We start from the raw sequence: 24312 nt of genomic DNA, 5'->3' as shown, positions 1-24312 counted from the left end.
AGTCCCGCCAACAAGTCTCGCCGCGGAGTATGGGTCCCTGCTTTCGCAGGGACGACGGCTGTGGATGAGGCGAGGCTAGTGCGATCTTGCCAGGCAGAACGCCACGACCTCTTCCAGCGCCGTCTTCATCGGCGAGGGCGGGAACAGCGCCAGCGCGTCGACCGCCATCGCGCCATAGTGCTGGGCGCGGCTGATGGTGTCCTCGAGGGCGCGGTGCTTGGTCATCAGGCCGATCGCGTGGTCGAGATCGGCCTCTCCGATCTCGCCACGCTCGAGCGCGCGGATCCAGAACTTGCGCTCGGTGTCATTGCCGCGGCGGAAGGCGAGCACCACCGGCAGCGTGATCTTGCCCTCGCGGAAATCGTCGCCGACATTCTTGCCGAGCTTGGCCGACTTGCCGCCATAGTCCAGCACGTCGTCGACGAGCTGGAAGGCGATGCCGAGATTCATGCCGACCGAGCGGCAGGCGGTCTGCTCGGCCTTGGGCCGGTTGGCGATCACGGGACCGACCTCGCAGGCCGCGGCGAACAGCTCCGCCGTCTTGCCGCGGATCACGGCGAGATATTCGTCCTCGGTGGTCGCGGTGTTCTTGGCGGCGGCAAGCTGCATCACCTCGCCCTCGGCGATGGTGGCGGCCGCGGCCGAGAGAATGTCGAGCGCGCGCAGCGAGCCGACCTCGACCATCATCCGGAACGCCTGGCCGAGCAGGAAGTCGCCGACCAGCACGCTGGCCTCATTGCCCCACAGCATCCGCGCGGACAATTTGCCGCGGCGCAGCTCGCTCTCGTCGACCACGTCGTCATGCAGCAGGGTCGCGGTGTGCATGAACTCGACCGCGGCGGCGAGCTTGATATGGCCGTCGCCGGTGTAGTCGGAGAGCTGAGCCATCGCGAGCGTCAGCATCGGGCGCAGCCGCTTGCCCCCGGAGGAGATCAAATGGTTGGCGACCTCGGGGATCATGGTGACCTCGGAGCCGGTCCGCGACAGGATCGTCGCGTTGACGCGCTCCATGTCGGCGGCGACAAGTCCCACCAGCCCGTCGATCGAAGCATTGGACGGGCTTTCGAAGGGTACAATAACCGCCACGCTGGTCTCCAATTTTGCCGAATACGCATTATGCTCAGCTATAACAATAGAAACTGCGCGGTGCAGCGGCAAGGCCTCGAAGCTGTTGACATATGACGCATTCGCTGCACTGCCGGGGCGACAGGAGAGCGTATTTTGCGGGAATTGGTACGGACCAATGACATGGTGCTGGTCTCCGCCATTGGCGCGCTGCTCGACAGCGCTAACATCCACCATTTGGTGCTGGACCAGAACATGAGCATCATCGAGGGCTCGCTCGGCGTGCTGCCGCGGCGGATCCTGGTGCACGAGGACGACAACCACGAGGCCCGCCAGCTCCTGACCGACGCCGGCCTCGGCCACGAATTGCGGGCCGATGACTAGAGCGTTTTCAAACGAAGTGGGCCCCGGTTCGCGTGAGGAAAACGCGTCAAAAAAGCAGTCGCCGGCGGCCGAGATCACCGAGGACGGATTCCTCGGCGGGCAATTGCGCCTCCGGCAACCCCGCAGCGGCCACCGTGCCGGCCATGACGCGATCCTGCTGGCCGCGGCGACGCCGGCCCGATCAGGCGACCGGGTCGTCGATCTCGGCGCCGGCGTCGGCGCCGCCGGGCTTGCGGTGGCGCGGCGGGTGAGCGGGATCGACCTCGTCCTGGTCGAAATCGACCCGGCAATGGCCGAGCTGGCCCGGAATAATGCCGGCGCCAACGCGATCATGGCCGACGTGATCGTGCTCGATGTCGAGGCCGGCGCCGCAGCCTTCGACCATGCCGGCCTCGCGCCCGACAGCGCCGATGTCGTGCTGATGAACCCGCCGTTCAACGATCCCTTGCGGCACCGCGCCTCGCCGGACGGCGTCCGCCAGCGCGCCCATGTTGCGACCGCGACCACGCTTGCGGCCTGGGTCCATGCGGCGCGGCGGATTCTCAAGTCGAACGGGCAGCTTGCGATGATCTGGCGGGCCGACGGGATTGCCGACGTGCTGGCCGCGCTGGACCGCGGCTTCGGCAGCCTCGAGCTGCTGCCGGTTCACGGCGAGGCGACGTCGCCGGCGATCCGAATCCTGGTGCGGGCCACCAAGGGTGGCCGGGCGCCGACGCGACTCCATGCCGCGCTGTTGCTCAATGAAGAGTCAGGTGTGCCCAATAAATGGGTGCAGGAGGTTTTGGCTGGAAAGGGAGAATTGCCGCTGGCGCGGATCTAACGGGCAGGCGCGCTGCCCGCATCGTCACTGGCACTAAATCACTGCGAAGCCGTTTCCGACTGGCGTTCCGGCCTTGATGTGAAGCGGATCGCCGTCAGGAGCGTACCGATCAGCATAATCAGCAGATAGATCTTCATGAGTCCCTCTCCGCCGCGAATTGCAACCCCAAGGACAAAATGCAAAACGCGTTCCACGGAATCCAATGACAGTGGCGTGATAAAAAGTGGTTAATTCGAGGTAACGGCATGAGTGAACAAATAAGTGATCGCCAAGGCCATTCCGGAGGACGTTCGGGAGTGTTCGATCGCGTGCAGGGAATGTTGCCGGCACGTTTCCGGCGCGGCGCGGCAGTCGTGCCGGTGGTGCGGCTGTCGGGTGTGATCGGCGCCGTGACGCCGCTGCGGCCCGGCATGACGCTCTCCGGCGTTGCCAAGATGCTGGAGCGCGCCTTCGGCACGCGGAATGCCAAGGCGGTGGCGCTGGTGATCAATTCGCCGGGCGGCTCGCCGGTGCAGTCGCGCCAGATCTATCTGCGCATCCGGCAACTGGCGGCCGAGAAGAAGCTGCCGGTGCTGGTGTTCGTCGAGGACGTCGCGGCCTCCGGCGGCTACATGATCGCCTGCGCGGGCGACGAGATCTATTGCGATCCGTCCTCGATCCTGGGCTCGATCGGCGTGGTCGGCGGCAGCTTCGGCCTCGAGGGGTTGATCAAGAAGATCGGGGTCGAGCGGCGGCTCTATACGGCGGGCGCGCACAAGGCGATGCTCGATCCGTTCCTCCCCGAAAACCCCGACGACGTCGCCCGGCTGAAGTCGATCCAGCGCGAGATCCACGCGATCTTCATTGCGCTGGTGAAGCAGAGCCGCGGCGGCCGCCTGAAGGGACCCGACGACGAGTTGTTCACCGGCGAATACTGGGCGGGCGAGACCGCTATTGGCCTCGGGCTTGCCGACGGCATCGGCGACCTCCGCGCCACGCTGCGGGCCCGCTATGGCGACAAGGTGCTGACCCCAGTGATCGCGCCGGCCAGTGGCATGCTGTCCGGCCTGCTCGGCCGCAGGGCGCCCGGGGCGGGATCGATGGCGGTGCTGGACGGGGCGGCAACCTTGCCGGACGATCTGATCTCCGCGGTGGAGACACGGGCGATTTGGGCCAGATTCGGGCTCTGAACACGGGGATTTGAGCGCGCCATTTAGCCCCAAAACCGCGATTGCGGCGCAGGCCGCCTTGCGCGACAATGGGGTATTGGGGGCCTGACAGACGTGAACGACAAGGATCGACCGATGCCGCCGCTGATTGCATTCGCAGGCGTCCTGGGTGGCCTGGCCGTGGTCCGCTGGGCATACAAGACGGCCGTCCGGATCAACCAGGAACTGGAAGAGGCGCGATTGTCCCGCGTGGCCGAAGCCTCGCGTGCGAGCGAAATCAAGACCCTGCGCCGCGACCCCGTGACCGGGGCCTATCGCCCGGGCTAGTAGCTTCATCAAACTCCGCAAATTGGCGGTGCCGGATTTTCCGGCATCGCCTTGATTCCATTGGCCGCCGCCGATACGGTCCCGCGCGTTTTCACACCCCCTCGCGAGATCGATTCCAACGATGGACGCCCTGCCTGACCACATGCGCCCGGAACGTTCGTTCCAGGGCTTCATCCTGGCTCTCCAGCGGTTCTGGGCCGAGCAGGGGTGCGTCATCCTGCAGCCCTACGACATGGAAATGGGCGCCGGCACCTTCCATCCCGCGACCACGCTGCGCGCGCTCGGGCCAAAGCCCTGGAACGCGGCCTATGTGCAGCCGTCCCGGCGGCCCAAGGACGGCCGCTACGGCGAGAACCCCAACCGCCTGCAGCACTATTACCAGTTCCAGGTGATCATGAAGCCGTCGCCGCCGAACCTTCAGGAACTGTACTTGAAGTCGCTGGCCGCGATCGGCATCGATTCGGCAATCCACGACATCCGCTTCGTCGAGGACGATTGGGAGAGCCCGACGCTGGGCGCTTGGGGCCTGGGGTGGGAATGCTGGTGCGACGGCATGGAAGTCTCGCAGTTCACCTACTTCCAGCAGGTCGCCGGCGTCGAATGCGCGCCGGTTGCGGGCGAGCTCACCTACGGGCTCGAGCGGCTCGCGATGTATGTGCAGGGCGTCGACCGCGTCTACGACCTCAACTTCAACGGCCGCGAGGGCGCCGAGAAGGTGACCTATGGCGACGTCTTCCTGCAGGCCGAGCAGGAATATTCGCGGCACAATTTCGAATACGCCGACACCACGATGCTGTTCGAGCAGTTCAGGATGGCGGAAGAGGCCTGCCGCAAATATCTCGCCGCCGGTTGGCGCGAGGGTGGCAATGCGAAGGAACATCTGATGGCCTTGCCGGCCTACGACCAGTGCATCAAAGCGAGCCACGTCTTCAACCTGCTCGACGCCCGCGGCGTCATCTCGGTGACCGAGCGGCAGAGCTACATCGCCCGCGTCCGCGACCTGGCGAAGGCCTGCGGCGAGGCATGGATCCACACTGAAACGGGCAGGGCGGTCTGATGCCCGATCTTCTCCTCGAACTGTTCTCCGAAGAAATCCCCGCGCGCATGCAGGCGAAAGCGGCGGACGATCTGCGCCGCATGGTGACCGACAAGCTGGTCGCCGAAGGCCTCGTCTACGAAGGCGCCAAGGCGTTCGCGACCCCGCGCCGCCTTGCACTGACCGTGCACGGCATCCCCGCGCGCCAGCCCGATTTGAAGACTGAACGTCGCGGCCCAAAGATCGGCGCGCCCGATGCGGCGGTGCAGGGCTTCCTGAAAGCGACCGGTCTCAAGTCGCTGGATGAAGCCAAGATCCAGAAGGATGCGAAGGGCGACTTCTACATCGCGCTGATCGAAAAGCCGGGCAGCGCTGCGATCGATGTCATCGCCGAAATCCTCCCGGTGATCATCCGCACCTTCCCCTGGCCGAAATCGATGCGCTGGGGCGCGCGCTCGGCCAAATCAGGCTCGCTGACCTGGGTGCGTCCGCTGCACGCCATCACCGCGACCTTTGGTCTGGAGACCGAGGAGCCGGATGTCGTGAAATTCTCGGTCGACGGCGTCGAGGCCGGGCAGACCACCTACGGCCACCGCTTCATGGCGCCGGGCGCGATTTCGGTGCGCCGCTTCGAGGATTACGAGGCCAAGCTGAAGGCGGCCAAGGTCATTCTCGATCCGCAGGCGCGCAAGGACATCATTGTCGAGGACGCCAAGGAGCTGGCGTTCGCGCAGGGCCTCGAACTGGTCGAGGATCAAGTGCTGGTCGACGAGGTCTCCGGTCTCGTCGAATGGCCTGTCGTGATGATGGGATCGTTCGAGAAGGAATTTTTGTCGATCCCGGATGAGGTGATCCGCGCCACCATCCGCAATAACCAGAAATGCTTCGTGGTCAGGGATCCCAAGACGGGCAAGCTGACCAACAAGTTCGTGCTGACCGCCAACATCGAGGCGCCCGACGGCGGCAAGACCATCGTCGCCGGCAATGAGCGCGTCATCCGCCCGCGGCTGTCGGATGCGAAATTCTTCTACGAGACCGACTTGAAGACCAGGTTGGAGGACCGGCTGCCGAAGTTCGAGCAGATCGTGTTCCACGAGAAGCTCGGCACCCAGGCCGCACGCATCAAGCGGATCGAGCGGCTCGCAGCCGAGATCGCGCCGCTGGTCGGCGCCGACGTCGAAAAGACAAAACGCGCCGCGCGGCTTGCCAAAGCGGATCTGTTGACCGAAGTCGTCGGCGAATTCCCCGAGCTGCAGGGCCTGATGGGCAAGTACTACGCGCTGGCCCAGGGCGAGGACGCCTCGGTTGCCGCGGCGAGCGAGGAGCATTGGAAGCCGCAGGGCCCGACCGATCGCGTGCCGACCGATCCGGTGAGCGTTGCGGTCGCGCTGGCGGATAAGATCGACACGCTAGTGGGCTTCTGGATAATCGACGAAAAGCCAACTGGGTCAAAGGATCCGTTTGCGCTCAGACGAGCGGCTCTTGGCGTAGTCAGAATTATCCTGACCCTCAATCGTCAACTGAACTTGCTTGAGATTTTCGACGAAGCCTGTGCGCTGTTCCCGCCGAGACTGCCGGGTGAAGAAAACACGGAGGCTTACGCTGCGCACCGGTTCTCGCAAAGCCCAGATTCCGGGCCGGCGCGGTCTGAGAGATATTATGTTTCGCAAGAGTTGTTGAGCTTTTTCGCTGACCGCCTGAAGATTCAGTTGCGCGAACAGGGCGCCAGGCACGATCTTGTGGATGCAGTATTCGCGCTTGACGATGACGATGATCTCACTCGCATCGTTCGTCGGGTCGAAGCGTTGGGCCAGTTCCTCGACAGCGATGACGGCAAAAATCTACTCGCTGGGACCAAACGCGCCAGCAACATCCTCGCAATCGAGGAGAAGAAAGATAAGCGTGAGTTTGACGGAAAGCCTGATGCCGCGCTGTATAAGCTCGACGAAGAGAAGACGCTGGCGAAGGTGATCGAGCGGGCAAAGAACGAAGCTTACTTCGCAGTCGGGAAGGAAGACTTCGCCGCCGCGATGAGCGCGATGGCAAAGCTGCGCCCGGCGGTCGATGCGTTCTTCGACAAGGTCAAGGTCAACGACGACGATCCCAAGGTGCGCGAAAATCGCCTGAAGCTGCTCAACGAGATCCGCGCCGCGACGCGTGCGGTGGCGGATTTCTCCAGGATCGAAGGCTGACCGATGGACCGCGTAACACTCGCCGCTTACGACAAGGAGGCGGCGGCGTTTGCGCAGGATTGGCACGAGCAGCCGGCGCTGATCGATCTGCAAGAAGTTGTCGCACGCTTCTTCATCAAGAGTGGTGCGACCGCCGATATCGGCTGCGGCAGCGGCCGCGAGGTCGCCTGGCTGAACGCCAATGGCTTTCCGGCGGAAGGTTTCGATGCCTCCGAGGGCCTGCTTGCGGAAGCTCGCGCCCGCTATCCGGCGCTGCGTTTTGCGCGCGCCGAGCTGCCGGAACTCTCAGGGATCGCCGCCGACAGCTTCGACAATGTGCTGTGCGAGACCGTGATCATGCATCTCGATCCCGCGCTGATCGCGCCGTCGGTGCGCCGCATGTTCGAGCTCGTGAAGCCCGGCGGCATCTTTTATCTGAGCTGGCGCGTCACCAGAGGCGACGATGCGCGCGATGCGCACGGCCGGCTCTATGCCGCCTTCGATGCGGCGCTGGTGCGCACTGAACTCGCGGCGGCTGAATTGCTGCTCGATACGGAGGTCGTCAGCGCGTCCTCCGGCAAGATCATTCACCGTCTGGTCGCCAGCAAGAGGAGGTGACGATGACGCGGCTTGCGACATGTGCCTGCGGACAGCTTCGCGTGACCTGTCAGGGCGAACCGGCCACGGTCGCGCTGTGCCATTGCCTGGAATGTCAGAAGCGAACCGGCAGCACCTACGGCGTCGCCGCCTTCTTCAGCCGTGCCGACGTCGAGCCGCAGGGCGAGGCGCGTGAATACAGCCGCATCGGCGGCAGCGGGTCTCCCGTGGTCTTTCATTTCTGCCCGAATTGCGGGTCGTCGGTCTATTGGGAGCCGGCGCGGATGCCCGACCTCGTTGCAGTCGCGGTCGGTGCGTTTGCGGACCCGGATTTTCCGGCGCCTTTCGTCGCGGTCCACAAGCAGCGCCGCCACGGCTGGGTGGCGGACATCTGACGGATCGGCGCGGCGTTCGTTTCGTCGGGAAATATTTAGACACAATTTGCATTTTGTTAACCACGCCCTGCGAAGGTCGCGCCGGATCAACGATTTCTTAAGAAATCGCCCCTCGCGCCAATGCAGGGACCTCCCCGATGACCTCGATCGGCACCTCGCCCAATCCCTACGCCCAGTATGGCTCGGCCTATGCGCGGGCCGCCGCGACGCCCTCGCTGGCCGCGACCTTGTCGGGCGACGGCACGGCCGGCGACCTCTCGGCGTCCTCGACATCGAGCGCGGCGACCAATCTCACGCTGTCGGACGCCGCTCGCGCCCAGCTAGCCAAGGCGCCGCTGCCGGATTTTGCGACCGTCACCAATGACGCGCGCACAACGCTCGACCGGTTCTACACGGTCGCGGGCGTGAAGAAGCCGATCGTCGACGGCAAGACCACGATCGATCTCTCGACGCTGGATCGCCGCTCACTGTTTGCGATCTCGACCAACAATGGCGGCAAGTTCACGCCGGACGAGCAGGCGGTTGCCGCGACCGAGCTGAAGCAGCGCTTCGACAAGGCGCTCGCGCCGTCGCTGGCGACCACGCGTCTGACCGGCGATTACAGCGTCAGCTACAAGGCGGCGCTCGACTGGCTCGATGGCGCCAGCGACGAGGAGAAGGCCACCGCGACCTGGGCCAGCCAGCGCGCCGCGGTGCTCAAGGGATATCAGGCGACGCAGCAGGATCCGAACAAGGCGCCGACCGGAATTGCCGGCGACCCGGTCGCGACCGCGCTGGCGGGGACCACGTCTCCCACGACCGGCAACACCCGCGACTTCTCGAGCGTGGCGAGCGACGTGCGCGCCTTCCTCGACCGGCAGAAGAGCGACGCGGCGAAGAACGGCAAGGAGCTGGTTTACGATTCTCGCCGCAAGACCGGACAGCTCGCCGACCTATCCTCGCTCGACAATCGCTCGCTGTCGGCGATCTCATTGAATCAGGACAAGAAGTTTTCGGGCGAGGAGATCTTCGCGGCCAAGCAGGAGCTCAACACGCGGACGCGCCTTGCCGTGCTCGACGCGTTGAAGCAGAGCCAGTCCGCCGGCGATCCGCGCCAGTTCTCACTCGGCATCCTCAAGCAGTATTCCTCGATGAGCGCTGAGGAACGCCAGGCCGCCAACTGGACGCAGGATTTCCAGGATGCCGCGATCAAGAGCTACAAGTCGACCTCGACGCTGCTCTCGATCCTGAAATCGTAGGCCGGCAGAACACGACAGAAAAACCCCGCCCGGTGGGGAGGCCGGGCGGGGCTTTCTGGTCCGGTCGATCTTCGCGCAGATCCGCTTGCGCGGCGCCCGGACTGTTCGTTCAGGTCATCGCGCTGACGTTTGCTCTAGTCGACCACCTGAACGATCCGTCGCGAACGCGGCTCGACCAGAACGGTCTCACCATTCACGACGGTGTAGCGATAGGGTGTCGCGCCGAAACGTTGCGGCACGTCGTAATAGGTCACGCCGGCGTCCGGCAGCACGGTGCCGACCACGACGCGATCGGGAATGGTGTAGTTCGGTACGCGCTCGCGCACGATGTATTCGCGGAAGGCGGGTCGCTGATCGACTGCAATCCCTCCATCCTCCTCGACTGCAACCGGCGGGCCACCGCGGACAACGCCAACGGTCTGGGCCTGTGCGGCAACAGCCGGCACCGTGATCGCAGCAGCAACGGCTGCAACGGCAAGTATTCTGTTTCGCATGGCTCGCTCCATTCTTTATGGCACGCGCCGGCCTTCGCCGAAGCGCACGTCGGGCCAATGCATCGGCTGCGGTGATGTTCCGGAAAAACCACCGCCACATACGCGGCAATTTGGAGCAATTTTCGTGAGTCACGGGAACTCTCAGGCCGTGCAGGCGTCTTGATGTGGGAACCTCCTCAGCGGATAAACTGCCGCTCGATTCGCACCTCCAAAAACTGCCGGAGAAAACTTCAATGACCATCACCGCTGGGCATCTGCCTGCCATCGTGGCGCTGGCTGCAGGCGTCCTGATCCTGATCATGCCGCGGCTCCTCAACTACATCGTCGCGATCTACCTGATCTTCGTCGGGCTCGTGGGAATGGGCTTGCTGCGCTGGCTGCACCTGTAGCGGGAAAGCGGGGTTTCGCGGCTTGCGCGGAACCCCTCAAAATGGTGTAAGGCGCGCATCTTCGACCCCTCCTTCCGGATTGTTGTCTGACATGGCCAAAGCCGTCGCGAAGTCCAAGAAATCTGCTGTGAAAACTGCCGCGAAAACTGCAGCGAAATCAAAGCCCTCCGCCGCGGCCCGCAAGGCCGCTCCGGCGCGCAAGGCATTGAAGAAAAGCGCCCCGAAAGCGGCGCCGAAGGCCGCCGCCGAGCCGGCAGTGAAACCGGCCGCAAAGCCCGTCAGCAAGGCGCCGGCGAAGGCCGTTGCGAAGAAGGCGGCTCCGCCGGCGATCAAGGCCGGCAAGTGGGTCTATACGTTCGGCGACGGCAAGGCCGAGGGCCAGGCGACGCTGCGCGATCTGCTCGGCGGCAAGGGCGCCAACCTCGCGGAAATGGCCAATCTCGGCCTGCCGGTGCCTCCCGGCTTCACCATTCCGACCTCGGTCTGCACCTATTTCTACGACCACGACAAGACGTATCCGAAGGAGTTGAAAGCGCAGGTTGAGAAGGCGCTCGACTATGTCGGCAAGCTGACCGGCAAGACGTTCGGCGACGCCAAGAACCCGCTGCTGGTCTCGGTGCGCTCGGGGGCGCGCGCCTCGATGCCGGGCATGATGGACACCGTGCTCAATCTCGGCCTCAACGACCGCACGGTCGAAGCGCTTGCCGAACTCTCCGGCGACCGCCGCTTCGCCTATGACAGCTATCGCCGCTTCATCACGATGTATTCGGACGTGGTGCTCGGCTTCGAGCATCATCACTTCGAGGACATCCTCGACACCTTCAAGGACGGCCAGGGCTATTCGCTCGACACCGACCTCACCGGCGACGACTGGGTCGAGCTGGTCGGCAAGTACAAGGAGGCGGTCGCCAAGGAGACCGGTCACGACTTCCCGCAGGATCCGCATGACCAGCTGTGGGGCGCGATCGGTGCGGTGTTCTCATCCTGGATGAACGCGCGCGCGGTGACCTACCGCAAGCTGCATGACATTCCGGAGTCGTGGGGCACCGCCGTCAACGTGCAGGCGATGGTGTTCGGCAACATGGGCGAGACGTCGGCGACCGGCGTTGCGTTCACCCGCAACCCCTCGACCGGCGAGAGCAAGCTGTACGGCGAGTTCCTGATCAACGCGCAGGGCGAGGACGTCGTCGCCGGCATCCGCACGCCGCAGGACATCACCGAAGAGGCGCGCCAGGAGAGCGGCTCCGACAAGCTGTCGATGGAAGCCGCGATGCCGGTTGCGTTCAAGGAACTGACGCGGATCTACACGCTGCTCGAGAAGCACTACCGCGACATGCAGGACATGGAGTTCACGGTCGAGCAGGGCAAGCTGTGGATGCTGCAGACCCGCGGCGGCAAGCGCACCGCGAAGGCGGCGCTGCGCATCGCGGTCGAGCTCGCCAATGAGGGCCTGATCTCGCGCAAGGACGCGGTAACGCGGATCGATCCGGCGTCGCTCGACCAGCTGCTGCACCCGACCATCGATCCGGCCGCCAAACGCGACGTGATCGCGACCGGCCTGCCGGCATCGCCCGGTGCGGCCTCCGGCGAGATCGTGTTCTCGTCGGATGAAGCGGCCAAGCTGCAGGCCGACGGACGCAAGGTGATTTTGGTCCGCATCGAGACCAGCCCGGAAGACATCCACGGCATGCATGCCGCGGAAGGCATCCTCACCACCCGCGGCGGCATGACCTCGCATGCGGCGGTGGTCGCGCGCGGCATGGGCAAGCCCTGCGTCTCCGGCTGCGGCACCATTCGTGTCGATTACGGCCGCGGCACCATGAGCGTGGGTCAGCGCACCTTCAAGACCGGCGACGTCATCACCATCGACGGCTCGGTCGGGCAGGTGCTGGCCGGCCGCATGCCGATGATCGAGCCGGAACTGTCCGGCGAGTTCGGCACGCTGATGGGCTGGGCCGACGAGGTCCGCAAGCTCGGCGTCCGCGTCAACGGCGACACGCCCGATGACGCGCGCACCGCGGTGAAGTTCGGCGCCGAAGGCATCGGCCTCTGCCGCACCGAGCACATGTTCTTCGAGGAGACCCGCATCCGCACCGTTCGCGAGATGATCCTCTCCGAGGACGAGCAGTCGCGCCGCGCCGCGCTGTCGAAGCTGTTGCCGATGCAGCGCGCCGACTTCGTCGAGCTGTTCGAGATCATGAAGGGCCTGCCCGTCACGATCCGCTTGCTCGACCCGCCGCTGCACGAGTTCCTGCCGCACACCCAGGCCGAGATCGAGGAAGTGGCGCGCGCCATGAACACCGATCCGCGCAAGCTCGCCGACCGCGCCCGCGAACTGTCCGAGTTCAACCCGATGCTCGGCTTCCGCGGCTGCCGTCTTGCGATCGCCTATCCGGAGATCGCCGAGATGCAGGCACGCGCGATCTTCGAGGCTGCCGTCGAAGCCGGCAAGCGCACCGGCAAGCCGGTCGGACTCGAGGTGATGGTGCCGCTGATCGCGACCAAGGCCGAGTTCGACCTGGTCAAGGCGCGGATCGATGCGACCGCCAATGCGGTGATGAAGGAAACCGGCGCCAAGCTGACCTATCAAGTCGGCACCATGATCGAGCTGCCGCGCGCCTGCCTGATGGCCGGCGAGGTGGCGGAGACCGCGGAGTTCTTCTCCTTCGGCACCAACGATCTGACGCAGACCACCTACGGCATCAGCCGCGACGACGCCGCGAGCTTCCTCGGCACCTATGTCGCCAAGGGCATCCTCGAGATCGATCCGTTCATCTCGGTGGATCGCGACGGCGTCGGCGAGCTGGTCAAGATCGGCGTCACGCGCGGCCGCAAGACCCGGCCGAGCCTCAAGGTCGGGATCTGCGGCGAGCATGGCGGCGATCCCGCCTCGGTCGCGTTCTGCCACGAGGTCGGGCTCGACTACGTCTCGTGCTCGCCCTATCGCGTGCCGATCGCGCGTCTCGCCGCCGCACAGGCCGCGCTCGGCAAGGAGATCGCGAGCCAGGCGTGAGCAATCGAGCAGTTCAGAAAGTGCGATGGCCGGGACCGAGTCCCGGCCATTTTGTTTGTCGTGCACCGCCAGAAGAGATCGTCATTGCGAGCGAAGCGAAGCAATCCATCTCACCGTATATGCGGAGCGATGGATTGCTTCGTCGCTTCGCTCCTCGCAATGACGGGTGAGGGACGGGTAACGTCTCCTTCACCATCTCCGTTCACCCGTTGTTTACGACTTTCATGCGCTGCGCGTTTACCAACGCGCACGATGCAGCGCGCGACATGTGCGCGATCGCTTGAGTGTAGCGTGCGGGCAACGCTGATTAACTCCGCGGCAACCTAAACAAGTTAGCAACGGGAAAGGTCGAATTGCGCGGATGTACCGCGTTCGATTGCACTCAGTAAGCGTTGCGTGAGCGTACGATGTTTGTGTCGCGTAACCAGCCGAAGGGCGCACGGCTCGCGCTCTTCGGTCTCGGTCTTGGCATCTTCGCACTGATGCCGACCGAGCTCGGATATCAGGATATTGCCTCGCTCCTGGCCCGGCAGCCCGGCGTCGCCGAGCGCTGGCAGAAGCGCGTCTTCGCATCCGCAGTCGGCTCCATCCAGGTCGCGACCTACAGCTTCGGCCGTCCGATCGGAACCTCGGCGCCGCAAGATCCGCAAATCCTGCTCGCGCGGCTGGACAGCTCGAGCGGCGACATCACCGGCGCGGTGACGCGAAATCCGATCACCACGCCACCGCCGCGCTACCAGGCATCGGATTTTCCCAAGGTCGATCGCACCCTGAAGGGCGATCGTCTCGTCGTCCGGCGGCCAGACCAGGTTGAACCCGCAGAGCCGCCCGCAAACCCGGCGCCGGCGAACGAGGATCCCGCGACATCGAATTCGTCGGTCAAGGGCATGAAGACGGCGACCGCGCCGGCGGATAACGCGCCGCTCGATCCCGAATTGCAGGAGGCGCTGCGTGCGCCGCCGCTGCCGCAATATGCCAAGCCGGCGCCGCAGCAATACGACGTGTCTATGTCGCTCGAGGCCAACCCGCTCGACGATTTGAAACCTGTGCCCGCGAAGCCTGCTGCTGCGCCGCCCGTCGATGTAGCGCACGAGCGCGACCCGTTTGCATTCAAGACCGCCAGCCTGTTCTTCGGCTCGTCGCTCGGCACGCCCGAGAATCTCGAGCGCTGGCAGCCCGGCGAGGCGCCGGTCGTCGTGGCGCCCGCAGTGCAGCCCGATCCCGACATGAAGGTGATGGCGTCACTGCCGGTCGATGCCGACGGCCCGGTCAAGGCCGGCGAGATGGGCGAGAGCATCGCGCCGAAGGGCGAGGTCAACGCCGACGACCAGCACAGCAAGACGCCGGCGGAACGGCTCGGCCTGTTCGACGACAAGTCGCGCGCCAAGTCGGAGAAGTGCCTCGCCGAGGCGGTCTATTTCGAAGCGCGCGGCGAAGCGGTGCGCGGCCAGATCGCGGTCGCCCAGGTGGTGCTGAACCGCGCCTTCTCCGGCAAGTATCCGGAGACGGTGTGCGGCGTGGTCTACCAGAACAAGAACCGCCACTACGCCTGCCAGTTCACCTTCGCCTGCGACAACATCCCCGACGTCGTCCGCGAGCCCGACATGTGGGACCGTGCCAAGAAGATCGCGAAGGCGATGCTCGACGGCAAATTGTGGCTGCCGGAAGTCGATCGCTCGACCCACTACCACGCCTATTGGGTGCGGCCGTCCTGGGTCAGTGAGATGAAGAAGACCTACAAGTTCGGCGTCCACACCTTCTATCGCCCGCGCGCCTGGGGCGACGGCAGCGACGCGCCGAGCTGGGGCAGTGCGGCCGAGACCGCCAAGATCTCGGCGCAACTCGCCGAAGCCGCCCAGAGCTCGGCCGAGCAGGCCAGCACCAAGCGGTAGGCCAGTCGCTTCCCAGTTCCGGGTTGGCCATGCCCCGGAATGACGCTCATCATCCTCTCGGATTCTGCAGGGCAGCTCTGCAGGCGAATATTTTTCTCTTGTTTTTCTCATGCCCCTCTTGGGATTTTCATGCACCTGCATTAACTCCCCGTAACGTTGGGCGGGGCGGTTCCCCCGCAGCAGTTGCGGGGGAAGGCAAGATGGCTGTTACGACAGGAGATCTTCGGCCGGCGTCCGGCACGTGGCGCACGCCGCTCGTCATCATCGTCTGCGGCTGCGCGATCGCGTTGCTGAGTTTCGGTCCGCGCTCCAGCCTCGGTTTCTTCGTGCAGCCGATGGGCCGCGAATTCGCCTGGGGCCGCGACGTGTTCGGCCTCGCCATCGCGCTGCAGAACCTGCTGTGGGGTCTCGGCCAGCCGATCGCAGGCGCCATTGCCGACCGCTTCGGGCTGCTGCGTGTCATGATCGTCGGTGCGTTGCTGTACGCCGCCGGCCTGCTGCTGATGCGTTACTCCACCACCTCAGTGTCGCTCGACATCAGCGCCGGCGTGCTGATCGGTTTCGGCCTGTCGGGCTCGTCGTTCAATCTCGTGCTGGCCGCCTTCAGCAAGCTGTTGCCGCCCGAGCGGCGCGGCATCGCGCTCGGCGCCGGCACCGCCGCCGGCTCGTTCGGCCAGTTCCTGTTTGCGCCGTTTGGCGTCGCCTTGATCGACAATTTCGGCTGGCAGACTGCGCTGGTCGTGTTCAGCGCGCTGATGCTGTTGATCCTGCCGCTCTCGCTCGCGCTGGCGACGCCGCCGGCGGAGACGAAGGATGTAGCGCCCGCCGATCAGCAATCGTTCAAGACTGCGCTGGCGGAGGCCTTCGGCCATCGCTCCTACGTGCTGCTGGTGCTCGGCTTCTTCACCTGCGGCTTTCAGCTCGCCTTCATCACCATCCATCTGCCGGCCTATCTGGCGGATCGCGGCATTCCGGCGACAACAGGCGGTTGGGTGGTCGCGGCAATCGGCCTGTTCAATATCGTCGGATCGCTCAGCGTCGGCTGGCTGCAGAACTTCTTTCCGAAGCGTTATTTGCTCTCGATGATCTACCTGTCGCGCGCGCTGGCAACCGTCGCCTTCATCTCGTTCCCCGTCACGCCGTTCTCGGCGATTGCGTTCGGCGCGGTCTCGGGACTGCTGTGGCTGTCGAGCGTGCCGCCGACCTCGGCGCTGGTGGCGCTGATGTTCGGCACCCGCTGGTTCTCCACCCTCTATGGCTTCGCCTTCGTCAGCCATCAGGTCGGCGGCTTCCTCGGGGTCTGGCTCGGCGGTGTCGTGTTCGAGCAGTTTGGTTCCTACACCCCGATCTGGTGGCTGTCGGTGCTGTTCGGCGTGCTGTCGGCGCTGATCAACCTGCCGATCGTCGAGGCCCCGGTCGCCCGCCCGGTTGCGCAGCCCGCCTGATGGGTTAAACACTCCCCGAAACCAGAATTACGGGGAGTGCTCATCGTGGCGACGTTCAAGGCAATCAGGATCGACAAGGCGGACAAGGGTACCACCGCCGCACTGACCCAATTCGACGACGCGGAATTGATGGACGGCGACGTCACCGTCCGCGTCGAATGGTCGACGCTGAACTACAAGGACGGCCTGGCGCTGACCGGCAAGGCGCCGGTGGTGCGCCGCTTCCCGATGATCGCCGGCATCGACTTCGCCGGCACGGTCGAGCAATCCAGCCATCCCGACTGGAAGGCAGGCGACAAGGTCGTCTGCAACGGCTGGGGCATGGGCGAGACCCATCTCGGCGCCTATGCCGAAAAGGCCCGCGTCAAGGGCGACTGGCTGGTCCGGCTGCCTGACGGCATCTCGGCCCGCGACGCGATGGCGGTCGGCACGGCCGGCTACACCGCGATGCTGTCCGTGCTGGCGCTGGAGAAGCACGGTCTGACCCCGAATAGCGGTCCGATCGTGGTGACGGGCGCGGCCGGCGGCGTCGGCTCGGTCGCGATCGCCGTGCTGTCGAAGCTCGGCTACCACGTCATCGCCTCGACCGGCCGGATGTCGGAGGCCGATTACCTCAAGGGGCTCGGCGCCACCGAGGTGATCGACCGCGCCGAATTGTCGGGTGCCCCGAAGGCGCTCGCGAAGGAGCGCTGGGCCGGAGGCGTCGACAGCGTCGGATCGACCACGCTCGCCAATTTGCTGTCGATGACCAAATACGGCGGCGCCATCGCGGCCTGCGGCCTGGCGGCCGGTATGGACCTGCCGTCGTCGGTCGCGCCTTTCATTTTGCGGGGTGTGTGCCTTCTCGGCATCGATTCCGTGATGTGCCCGATCGAGCTCCGCAGGACCGCCTGGCAGCGCCTTGCCAGCGATCTGGATAAGGCAAAACTGGCTGATATCACTCATGAAATCGCCTTGGACGATGTCATGGGCTACGGTGCGAAGATCCTCGGTGGCCAGGTCCGCGGCCGGATCGTGGTAAAAATAGTCTGAGGACGTTCAGACTTTACCAACGAAGCTGCTCCAATGTTGCCACTGTTGGTATGGTAAGCAGCGGGTAAAGAGGCTTGCAGCATGATCCCGGGGGGCCGGGTGTCCTCGCGCAGACGCCGAGAAGCGTCGGTAGCGGGGATCATGCTCAACAAGGAGCGGGTGCCCGCGCTCGTAAGTGGAGTAGCTCATGCTTGCGCGTTTGGTGTTGGGGGCCGTCACGGCCGGAGCGATGGTCGTGCCGGCATTCGCAGGCAGTATGAATGCCGATGAGGCCCGCAGATTCGTCGCCGGCAAGGTATTCGCCTTCACCTGCTTCGATGGCACCCGCGGCGCCGGCCGTATCCTCGACGATCTCGGCGCGGCAGGCTCGATCCAGTTCTCCGGCTCCGGCCCGATCCGCCACGTGCGCCTGCCTGGCAATACGCTGCAAATCCGCGGCCAGAGCGTTTGCGCCTCGCTGAAGGGCATTCCGTTCGAACCTTGCTTCAATCTCGACAAGCAGGACGACCGCTCGTTCCGCGGCTCGGTCTCCGGCATGGGCTTCGCCTATTGCGATTTCCATCACCAGGGCGGCCAGCAGATGCTGATGGCGCGCGCGGCGGCGCGTCCGCGCACGCTGCACCCGCGCACGCGATCCGCCGATGCCACGCCGACCGAAGTGTCGCGCGTTGAGACACCGCAGGTCGGAAGCGCGAAGCTCGAGCCGGTCAAGGCCGAGCCGGCAAAGGTCGAGAGCGCGCCGGAATTGCGCCGCTCGACCGACTAGAGCCTATCCGTTCCGATTGAATCGGAACGAGGCTCCAGATTCCTGTTTTGACGCGTTTTCTTCACGCGAACCGGTATCCACTTCGCTCGAAAACGCTCTCGCTTCTCATCTGCGCGTTAGCGGGAATACGCTCCGAGCCGTAGTCATACGGATGGCGGTCGCCACGCGTTGATAGCTACTCAATACCTAGCGTTCATCGCCGCGAGGCGGGATGGTGGGGACACCGATTTGAGTAGTCATATGGCGCAGTATTTTTTCCGGATCAGCGACGGCGACTACGCCGGTGCGTCCGATCACGCGACCGAGTTCGAGAGCCGCGACGTGGCCTGGGCCGAGATGACCAAGGTCTGCGGCAATTTCCTCGGCAGCATTTCGCGCAACATGAAGCAGAACAGCGAGTGGCACATGGAGCTGCTCGACGAGGGCAGAAAACCGGTATTCCGGATTCGCTTGGTCGCTGAATCCGTCGACTGAGGCTCTCGCTGTTCAGGACAACATGCTTCAAGTCCCGGTCTGCGGGACGGGTGGAGTGGCCCGCCTGCGGAATAGGATGCGCTGGTATAGCCAGCCGATCGCGACCAGCACGATGCCAAGGCACATGAACGACAGCGCCCGGTAGACGCCGGTGAGTGTCGACATGTCGACCAGGAACGCCTTCAGGATCGTCAGCCCGATCACCACAGCGGACGCAAGCCGCGCCCGCTGCGAGTTGACCACGATGCCGACGCCGAGCAGCGCGACGCCGAACATCAGCCACGCGATCGAATAGGTGTATTGCTCCGCGCCCGTGGTCTCGCCGCGCGTCAGCACCGGTCCATGATACAGCCTGCGGATTTCGAAGCTGAGATAAGCGAGCGCAAGGATGAGCGCGCCGGCCGCGATCGTGTTGGCGTAGGCAGCGGGACGATGGCCGGCTACCGCGTAGGACAGCAACAGCGCCAGCACGGCCGGCAATGCATAGCCGAGCAGCAGCAGATTGATGAAGCTGCCGCCGACGTCCTGCCACCACAGCATCGGGTTCTCCAGCCCCAGCAGTCCGAACAGGCTGGCAAGCCCGGCGAACGCGGTCAGCAGCACCGCGCCGACATTGTGGACGATGCTGCCGCTGCGCAGCCGCAGCCGCTCCAGCCCGATCGCCATCGCAAGCGCTACGCCGACCTGCAAGGCGACCTCGGTCAGTCCCGCGCTGGCGTAGTAGACGTCGCCGCGATTAACAGCGTGGCGGATCTCCATGAAGGCGAGCAGCACCGTGAACAGGATCGCCGCCGACTCGACCATGCGCAGCGGCACGTCGTCGCCGTTGCGGCGCAGGAAATGGCCTCCGGCCCAGAATGACAGCGCCGGAACGCCATAGCCCCACAGCAGCCAGTTGAAGATCGGCGTGGTACCGACGACATCGCCCGCGATCCGCGGCTCATAGCCGATGCGCAGCACGACGATGCCGGCGAAGATCGCCGCAAGCCAGCGCAGGAACGGGATCGGCCGCTGCACCGACAGCCACGCCGTGCCCATCGACACCAGCGCCAGCGCAATGGTGAGCCAGCCCTTGTCGAGAGCGAAGGTCAGCGCCAGCGCCAGCGAGGCGAGGGCGCCGGTCGCCGAGAGCGCAATCGAGGACGACAGCTCCGGCCGCTCGCCGCGCCGGGTCAGCGCTTCGGTCGCGGCGGCGTAGGCTGCGGCGAGCAGCACGGCGAGAATTGCGAACGGGATCGAACGATCGAGATGCGCGATCCGCGCATAGAGCGCGACCAGCAGCGCGACCGGTGTGAACACGGCCGCCGCGGCCCAGGTCACCGTGACCTTCGTGGTGGCAAAACGCAATTGCGCGAGGAAGCCGGCGATGCCGAAGGCCGCCGCGAACAGCGCAGCCGTGACGAGATGCAGCGAGACCGAGCCGTCGGTCGCCGATGGGCCGATGCCGGGGATCGCGCCACCGGGCAGCACCAGCATGTCGACATTGCGGCGCACGGCCCATTCGCCGAACACGATGAAGACGAACGCTGACGCGGCGGCGATCACGCCAGTCGCGGCGGGGGCGCGCCAGGCCACGGCAAGGCTCGCGGCCGTTAGCAGCGTAAAGCCGATCATCGCGGTGTCGGCGTGGGCGCTGTTGAGCACGATCAGCATCGCGCCGAACAGATAGGCGGCGAGCGAACCGGACGAGATCGGCTCGATCTCCTCGCCATCGCCATCAGGGCCGAACACGAAGCCGCAGACCACGAGCAGCGCCGCCAGCACGAAGCCCGCGATGACATGGCAGACGTGCGGCGCGATCATCTCCGGGCCGCATTGCAGGCAGGGCAAGGTCCATAGCAGCGCGAACGCGATTGTCGTGACCGCGAGCCAGCGCCACAGCCGGATCCGCGCGAGGCCGAACGCCGCCGCCGTGACGATCGCGAGATAGATGTAGAGCGACCAGAAGTCGGGCTTGTCGGACGAGACCAGGATCGGCGTGACGAAGGCGCCGACGATGCCGAGCCCCGCCAGCGCAGGTCCGTGCAACAGCGCGGCCGCGAGCGTGCCGAGCGCGACCATGCCGAGCAGGATGAAGGCGGTTGCCGGCGCGAGGAAGTCGTACAGCGCGTAGGCGGCGTAGACCGTTGCGAACGCCACCGCGGTACCGGCGGCGGTGAGGATTGCCGGAATGTTGGCGATCGGCAGCGCCGCGATGTTCGAGATGCTCTCCTTGCGCCGCGTCCATTCACCGGCACCGAGCAGCGCCAGTGCAAACAATCCGCCGAGCATCGTGCGCACGCCGGGGCCGAGCAGCCCGGCCTCGATCGAATAGCGCACCATGAAGAAGCCGCCGAGCGCGAGCGTCAGGCCGCCGATCCACACCACCCAGCGCGTGCCGAGCGTCTCCTCGAAGCCGGGCGCCGGCTGTGCCGGGGCCGGCGGTTCTGGCAGCGGCGGTGGCGCGGCGCTCGCAGTCTCCGCACCTGGCTCTGGCTGCGTCGTCGGCTCGCTGGTGGCCGCCTCGGGGAGTGGCGGCGGCGCGATGGGAGGCGCCGCCGGAAGCGACTGTTCGAACTCCTGCTGCGGGGCCAGCGGAGGCGGCATGGCCGCGCGCGCGGCGGCCGCACCGACCGCCTCGATCGCATCCAGCCGGCGCTGCAGCACCGCGATCTGGCCCAGCGCCTTGCGCGCGAAAATGATCGCAACAATGGCGATGACGAGCGTCAGGAAATCGAACGGCGAATCGAACATTGGGCCTCCGGCGGGACGCGCCGGACCATCGGCTGGCCGGCCGTCCGTCGCAACCTAGTAGTGCGGTTGAGAGGACTGGAAGTTCAAGCGCCCCTGCGTGGCAGGTCGTGCTATTCCAGATCGATGTGGAAGGGCCGGCCTTCGACGCTCATGCTGCCGGGGCCCATCGCATCGAGCGCGCGCAGCATCCGGCCCTCGCGCCCCAGCGCCTTGTCGGCGAGGCTGACGATCAGCCGGTTCGGCGCCGCGATCGGCGAGGCCGCGCGGATCAGCCGGGCGATGGACATTTCGTCACGGTGCGGATTGAGCGCGCAGACGGTGGCGAATGCGCTCGCGGTCGAGCGGCTGATCCCGGCGTAGCAATGCACCACCATCGGGGCGCGGCGATCCCAGCCGCGCACGAAGTTCAGCACCCGCTCGATATGCGTCTCGTTCGGCGCGACGAACCCGTCCATCTGTTCGACGATGTCGTCCATCGACACTTTCAGATGGTTGGCCGGCAGCACGGAGGGCGGCCGCTGCACCTGGTCGACATTGGCCATCACGGTCAGCACATGGCTGGCGCCGGTGGCACGAACCGTGTCGGAGAGCGCGGCAAGCGAGCAGACGTGAAGCATGATGGTCCTTAGGTATCGGGTGAGCCGATTATAACGGCTGCTCCCCGATGGGCAAAGGCGCGCGGCGCCATGCCGGTTGTTCGTTTTGCGGCGCAACCGCGGCAGGTTTCGCGGTGCTGTACCTAAGACGCGTGCAATGCCCCGAAGCGTTCGAGGAACTGCTTCTCGGCCCGTGCTGCGGTCCATGGCGTCAGATAGTCGCGCTCGGTCGCTTCGGGCAATTCCGGATCGCGGCCGAACAGCCGCTTGGCTTCGGCTTGCGAGAACCCCGCCAGATGCGTGGCCTCGAGATAGGCTGCGCCGCGATCGGCGGCCTTGATCTGCTGGGTGATCTCATCCGCCAGCACCGCCGGCAGGCCGAAGCGGACATGGATCGCCGACAGCAGCCGCTTTTCCACGGCCTTGTATTCGCCCGCTAGCACCGCCTTGAACGGCGAGATCATGTCGCCGATGACGTATTCCGGTGCGTCGTGCAGCAGCGCGGCGAGACGATGGCTGATGTCGACGCGCGGCGTCTGCTGACGCATCACGGCTTCGACCAGCAGCGTGTGCTGCGCCACCGAGAAGATGTGCGCGCCCGAGGTCTGGCCGTTCCAGCGCGCGACCCGCGCCAGCCCATGTGCGATGTCGACGATCTCGATGTCGAGCGGCGACGGGTCGAGCAGGTCCAGCCGCCGTCCCGATAACATCCGCTGCCAGGCGCGGACCGCCACGTCCGATTTGCGCGCCGTCATTTCTTCTTGAGCCGCGGCGTGCGGAGCTTGCCGCTGCAGGACTCGTGGCAGAAGCAGGTGACGAGGTGATCGTTGACCATGCCGGTCGCCTGCATGAAGGCGTAGACGATGGTGGGGCCGACGAATTTGAAGCCGCGCGCGCCGAGCTCCTTGGAGACCTTGATCGAGACCGGCGTCGAAGCCGGCACGCTCGCGGTGGTCTTGAACTGATTGACCTTCGGTTTGCCGTCGACGAAGTCCCAGAGGAATTTCGAGAAGCCGGGGCCTTTCTCCATGATCTCCAGATAGCCCTTCGCACTCGCCACCGTGCCTTCGATCTTGGCGCGGTTGCGGACGATGCCGGCATCGTTCATCAGCGCATGCACCTTCTTGTCGGTGTAGCGCGCGATCTTCTCGGGCTGGAAATCGTCGAAGGCTTTGCGGAAATTGTCGCGCTTGCGCAGGATCGTGATCCAGGACAGGCCGGCCTGGAAGCCGTCTAGGATCAGCTTTTCATAGAGCGCGCGGTCGTCATATTCCGGAACGCCCCATTCATTGTCGTGATAGGCGACATAGAACGCGTCCTCGCCCGGCCACGGGCAGCGCGTCTTGCCGTCGGGATGCAGTTGCGCGGTACGGCTCATGCGACGGTCTGCTTGGGTGGGATGCGGACAGCGTCCGGCTCGGCGAGATGCAGCGACAGCCCGCCCGCGGTCAGCGGTAGGCCGGCATCGAGCGCGTCGGCGACGCGGTCGATGCGCACCAGCGCGAGGCCTTTCTCGCCGGCAGTCGAGCCTATGGTGCCGACCTGCTTGTCGCCGGCGAGGATGGTTGCGCCGACCTCGGGCGATGGGCCATCGAGAATGATCTTCACCGTGCGGGTGCGCGCCGTGCCGCGGTGCTGCATGCGCGACACCACCTCCTGGCCGACATAGCAGCCCTTGTCGAAATCGACGCCGTTGAGGCGGTCCATGTTGGTCTCGTGCGGGAAAGCGTCGCCATACATGAAGTCGAGCCCGCCGCGCGGCACGCCGGTTGCGATCCTGTGCGCCTCATAGGCGCTGGAGTCGACGAGATCGGCGCCGATCAGATCAGCGAGTTTCTGCTTCAGATCTTCCGGGATCAGGATGCGCCAGCCGAGCGCTGCGTTGCGCGGATCGGCGAAGGCGAGATCGGGCGTCGCCGCCGGTTCGCCATCCCAGGCCGCCAGCACGCCGAGGCTGTCGGAGAGGTTTTCCACCACGACCTTGGCGCGCAGCTTGTAGAAGCCGAGCTTGTCGGCAAGCCCCTTGGCGAGCGCGCGCGGCGCGTCGATCAGGAAGCCGCCGCCATGGCCGACGGGCACCTCGGTGATCAGGAAATCGACGATGATCTTGCCCTGCGGCGTCAGCAGCGCGCCGAACCGGGCCTGCCCCGGGGCCAGCTGCTCGACGTCGGTCGTGATGAGGCCGTTGAGGAAGTTGCGGGCGTCCTCGCCAGAGACTTTGACCACGCCCCGATCTGGAAGAAACGCTGCTTTCATTCGCAAAATTGGCTCTTTTTCCAAGTTCCTTGGGAAACGCG

General features: G+C 65.4%; 23 protein-coding genes. 16 read left to right on the top strand and 7 right to left on the bottom strand.

What is annotated here, in order from left to right; all coding sequences use genetic code 11:
• Nucleotides 1-75: 75 nt before the first annotated feature.
• Entirely contained in the window at nucleotides 76-1086 is a 1011-nt protein-coding gene (locus tag FBZ93_RS29365) for a polyprenyl synthetase family protein (RefSeq protein WP_146990791.1), read from the bottom strand.
• 135 nt (nucleotides 1087-1221) lie between these two features.
• Here FBZ93_RS29365 and FBZ93_RS29360 point away from each other — a divergent pair, with 135 nt between their 5' ends.
• The 9 genes from FBZ93_RS29360 to FBZ93_RS29320 all read left to right on the top strand — a co-directional run bounded on the left by FBZ93_RS29360 (nucleotide 1222) and on the right by FBZ93_RS29320 (nucleotide 9181).
• Nucleotides 1222-1449, top strand: a complete 228-nt coding sequence (locus FBZ93_RS29360; RefSeq protein WP_026193157.1) for a DUF2007 domain-containing protein — start codon at nucleotides 1222-1224, stop codon at nucleotides 1447-1449.
• Nucleotides 1442-2269, top strand: a complete 828-nt coding sequence (locus FBZ93_RS29355) for a tRNA1(Val) (adenine(37)-N6)-methyltransferase (protein ID WP_246667694.1) — start codon at nucleotides 1442-1444, stop codon at nucleotides 2267-2269. Before FBZ93_RS29360 ends, FBZ93_RS29355 begins: the two co-directional genes overlap by 8 nt.
• Nucleotides 2270-2514: 245 nt before the next feature.
• Nucleotides 2515-3438 carry a S49 family peptidase gene (locus tag FBZ93_RS29350; protein WP_146990789.1) on the top strand — a complete coding sequence of 308 codons (924 nt, stop codon included), beginning with the start codon at nucleotides 2515-2517 and terminating at the stop codon, nucleotides 3436-3438.
• Nucleotides 3439-3552: 114 nt separating this feature from the next.
• The gene (locus FBZ93_RS29345; protein ID WP_021080015.1) at nucleotides 3553-3744 is read left to right on the top strand and encodes a hypothetical protein; all 192 of its coding nucleotides are present in this window, start codon (nucleotides 3553-3555) and stop codon (nucleotides 3742-3744) included.
• A 121-nt stretch (nucleotides 3745-3865) separates the two neighbouring features.
• Entirely contained in the window at nucleotides 3866-4801 is a 936-nt protein-coding gene (locus FBZ93_RS29340; protein ID WP_146990787.1) for a glycine--tRNA ligase subunit alpha, read from the top strand.
• Complete coding sequence (gene glyS / locus FBZ93_RS29335; protein WP_146990785.1) at nucleotides 4801-6972, top strand: glycine--tRNA ligase subunit beta; 2172 nt, start codon at nucleotides 4801-4803, stop codon at nucleotides 6970-6972. The genes FBZ93_RS29340 and glyS overlap by 1 nt, the downstream gene beginning before the upstream one ends.
• A 3-nt stretch (nucleotides 6973-6975) precedes the next feature.
• Nucleotides 6976-7569, top strand: a complete 594-nt coding sequence (locus tag FBZ93_RS29330; protein WP_146990784.1) for a class I SAM-dependent methyltransferase — start codon at nucleotides 6976-6978, stop codon at nucleotides 7567-7569.
• A 2-nt stretch (nucleotides 7570-7571) separates the two neighbouring features.
• Nucleotides 7572-7943, top strand: coding sequence for a GFA family protein (locus FBZ93_RS29325; protein WP_146990782.1), 372 nt, complete (start codon nucleotides 7572-7574; stop codon nucleotides 7941-7943).
• A gap of 137 nt (nucleotides 7944-8080) precedes the next feature.
• Complete coding sequence (locus tag FBZ93_RS29320) at nucleotides 8081-9181, top strand: hypothetical protein (protein ID WP_146990780.1); 1101 nt, start codon at nucleotides 8081-8083, stop codon at nucleotides 9179-9181.
• Between the two features lie 134 nt (nucleotides 9182-9315).
• Here the strand turns inward: FBZ93_RS29320 and FBZ93_RS29315 are convergent, their stop codons facing one another.
• Nucleotides 9316-9675, bottom strand: coding sequence for a DUF1236 domain-containing protein (locus FBZ93_RS29315; RefSeq protein ID WP_146990778.1), 360 nt, complete (start codon nucleotides 9673-9675; stop codon nucleotides 9316-9318).
• 233 nt (nucleotides 9676-9908) lie between these two features.
• Between FBZ93_RS29315 and FBZ93_RS29310 the strand changes: the two genes are divergently transcribed.
• From FBZ93_RS29310 to FBZ93_RS29280, 7 genes are all read left to right on the top strand, one after another.
• Nucleotides 9909-10064 carry a DUF3096 domain-containing protein gene (locus tag FBZ93_RS29310; protein WP_021080009.1) on the top strand — a complete coding sequence of 52 codons (156 nt, stop codon included), beginning with the start codon at nucleotides 9909-9911 and terminating at the stop codon, nucleotides 10062-10064.
• A gap of 91 nt (nucleotides 10065-10155) precedes the next feature.
• Nucleotides 10156-13077, top strand: a complete 2922-nt coding sequence (gene ppdK, locus FBZ93_RS29305; RefSeq protein WP_146990777.1) for a pyruvate, phosphate dikinase — start codon at nucleotides 10156-10158, stop codon at nucleotides 13075-13077.
• Nucleotides 13078-13484: 407 nt separating this feature from the next.
• Nucleotides 13485-14969: a cell wall hydrolase gene (locus FBZ93_RS29300; protein ID WP_146990775.1), complete on the top strand. Its 1485-nt coding sequence runs from the start codon at nucleotides 13485-13487 to the stop codon at nucleotides 14967-14969.
• A 200-nt stretch (nucleotides 14970-15169) separates the two neighbouring features.
• Nucleotides 15170-16414, top strand: coding sequence for an MFS transporter (locus FBZ93_RS29295; RefSeq protein WP_146990773.1), 1245 nt, complete (start codon nucleotides 15170-15172; stop codon nucleotides 16412-16414).
• A 45-nt stretch (nucleotides 16415-16459) separates the two neighbouring features.
• On the top strand, nucleotides 16460-17446 hold the full coding sequence (gene acuI, locus FBZ93_RS29290; protein WP_146990771.1) for an acrylyl-CoA reductase (NADPH): 987 nt from the start codon (nucleotides 16460-16462) through the stop codon (nucleotides 17444-17446).
• Nucleotides 17447-17633: 187 nt separating this feature from the next.
• Nucleotides 17634-18212, top strand: coding sequence for a hypothetical protein (locus tag FBZ93_RS29285; protein WP_021080004.1), 579 nt, complete (start codon nucleotides 17634-17636; stop codon nucleotides 18210-18212).
• Between the two features lie 240 nt (nucleotides 18213-18452).
• Complete coding sequence (locus FBZ93_RS29280) at nucleotides 18453-18686, top strand: DUF6894 family protein (protein ID WP_024579958.1); 234 nt, start codon at nucleotides 18453-18455, stop codon at nucleotides 18684-18686.
• 27 nt (nucleotides 18687-18713) lie between these two features.
• Here FBZ93_RS29280 and FBZ93_RS29275 read toward each other — a convergent pair whose 3' ends face one another.
• The 5 genes from FBZ93_RS29275 to FBZ93_RS29255 form a co-directional block, all read right to left on the bottom strand.
• On the bottom strand, nucleotides 18714-21419 hold the full coding sequence (locus tag FBZ93_RS29275; protein WP_146990769.1) for a DUF2339 domain-containing protein: 2706 nt from the start codon (nucleotides 21417-21419) through the stop codon (nucleotides 18714-18716).
• Nucleotides 21420-21529: 110 nt separating this feature from the next.
• Nucleotides 21530-22036, bottom strand: coding sequence for a tyrosine phosphatase family protein (locus FBZ93_RS29270; protein ID WP_146990767.1), 507 nt, complete (start codon nucleotides 22034-22036; stop codon nucleotides 21530-21532).
• A 122-nt stretch (nucleotides 22037-22158) separates the two neighbouring features.
• Nucleotides 22159-22770, bottom strand: a complete 612-nt coding sequence (locus FBZ93_RS29265; RefSeq protein WP_146990765.1) for a YfbR-like 5'-deoxynucleotidase — start codon at nucleotides 22768-22770, stop codon at nucleotides 22159-22161.
• Entirely contained in the window at nucleotides 22767-23393 is a 627-nt protein-coding gene (locus FBZ93_RS29260; RefSeq protein ID WP_146990763.1) for a DNA-3-methyladenine glycosylase I, read from the bottom strand. Before FBZ93_RS29260 ends, FBZ93_RS29265 begins: the two co-directional genes overlap by 4 nt.
• On the bottom strand, nucleotides 23390-24271 hold the full coding sequence (locus FBZ93_RS29255) for a YgfZ/GcvT domain-containing protein (RefSeq protein WP_146990762.1): 882 nt from the start codon (nucleotides 24269-24271) through the stop codon (nucleotides 23390-23392). Before FBZ93_RS29255 ends, FBZ93_RS29260 begins: the two co-directional genes overlap by 4 nt.
• Nucleotides 24272-24312 lie beyond the last annotated feature (41 nt).

Source organism: Bradyrhizobium macuxiense, from assembly GCF_007993935.1.
GTDB classification, from domain to species: domain Bacteria; phylum Pseudomonadota; class Alphaproteobacteria; order Rhizobiales; family Xanthobacteraceae; genus Bradyrhizobium; species Bradyrhizobium macuxiense_A.
This window is presented reverse-complemented; position numbering and strand designations above follow the sequence as displayed.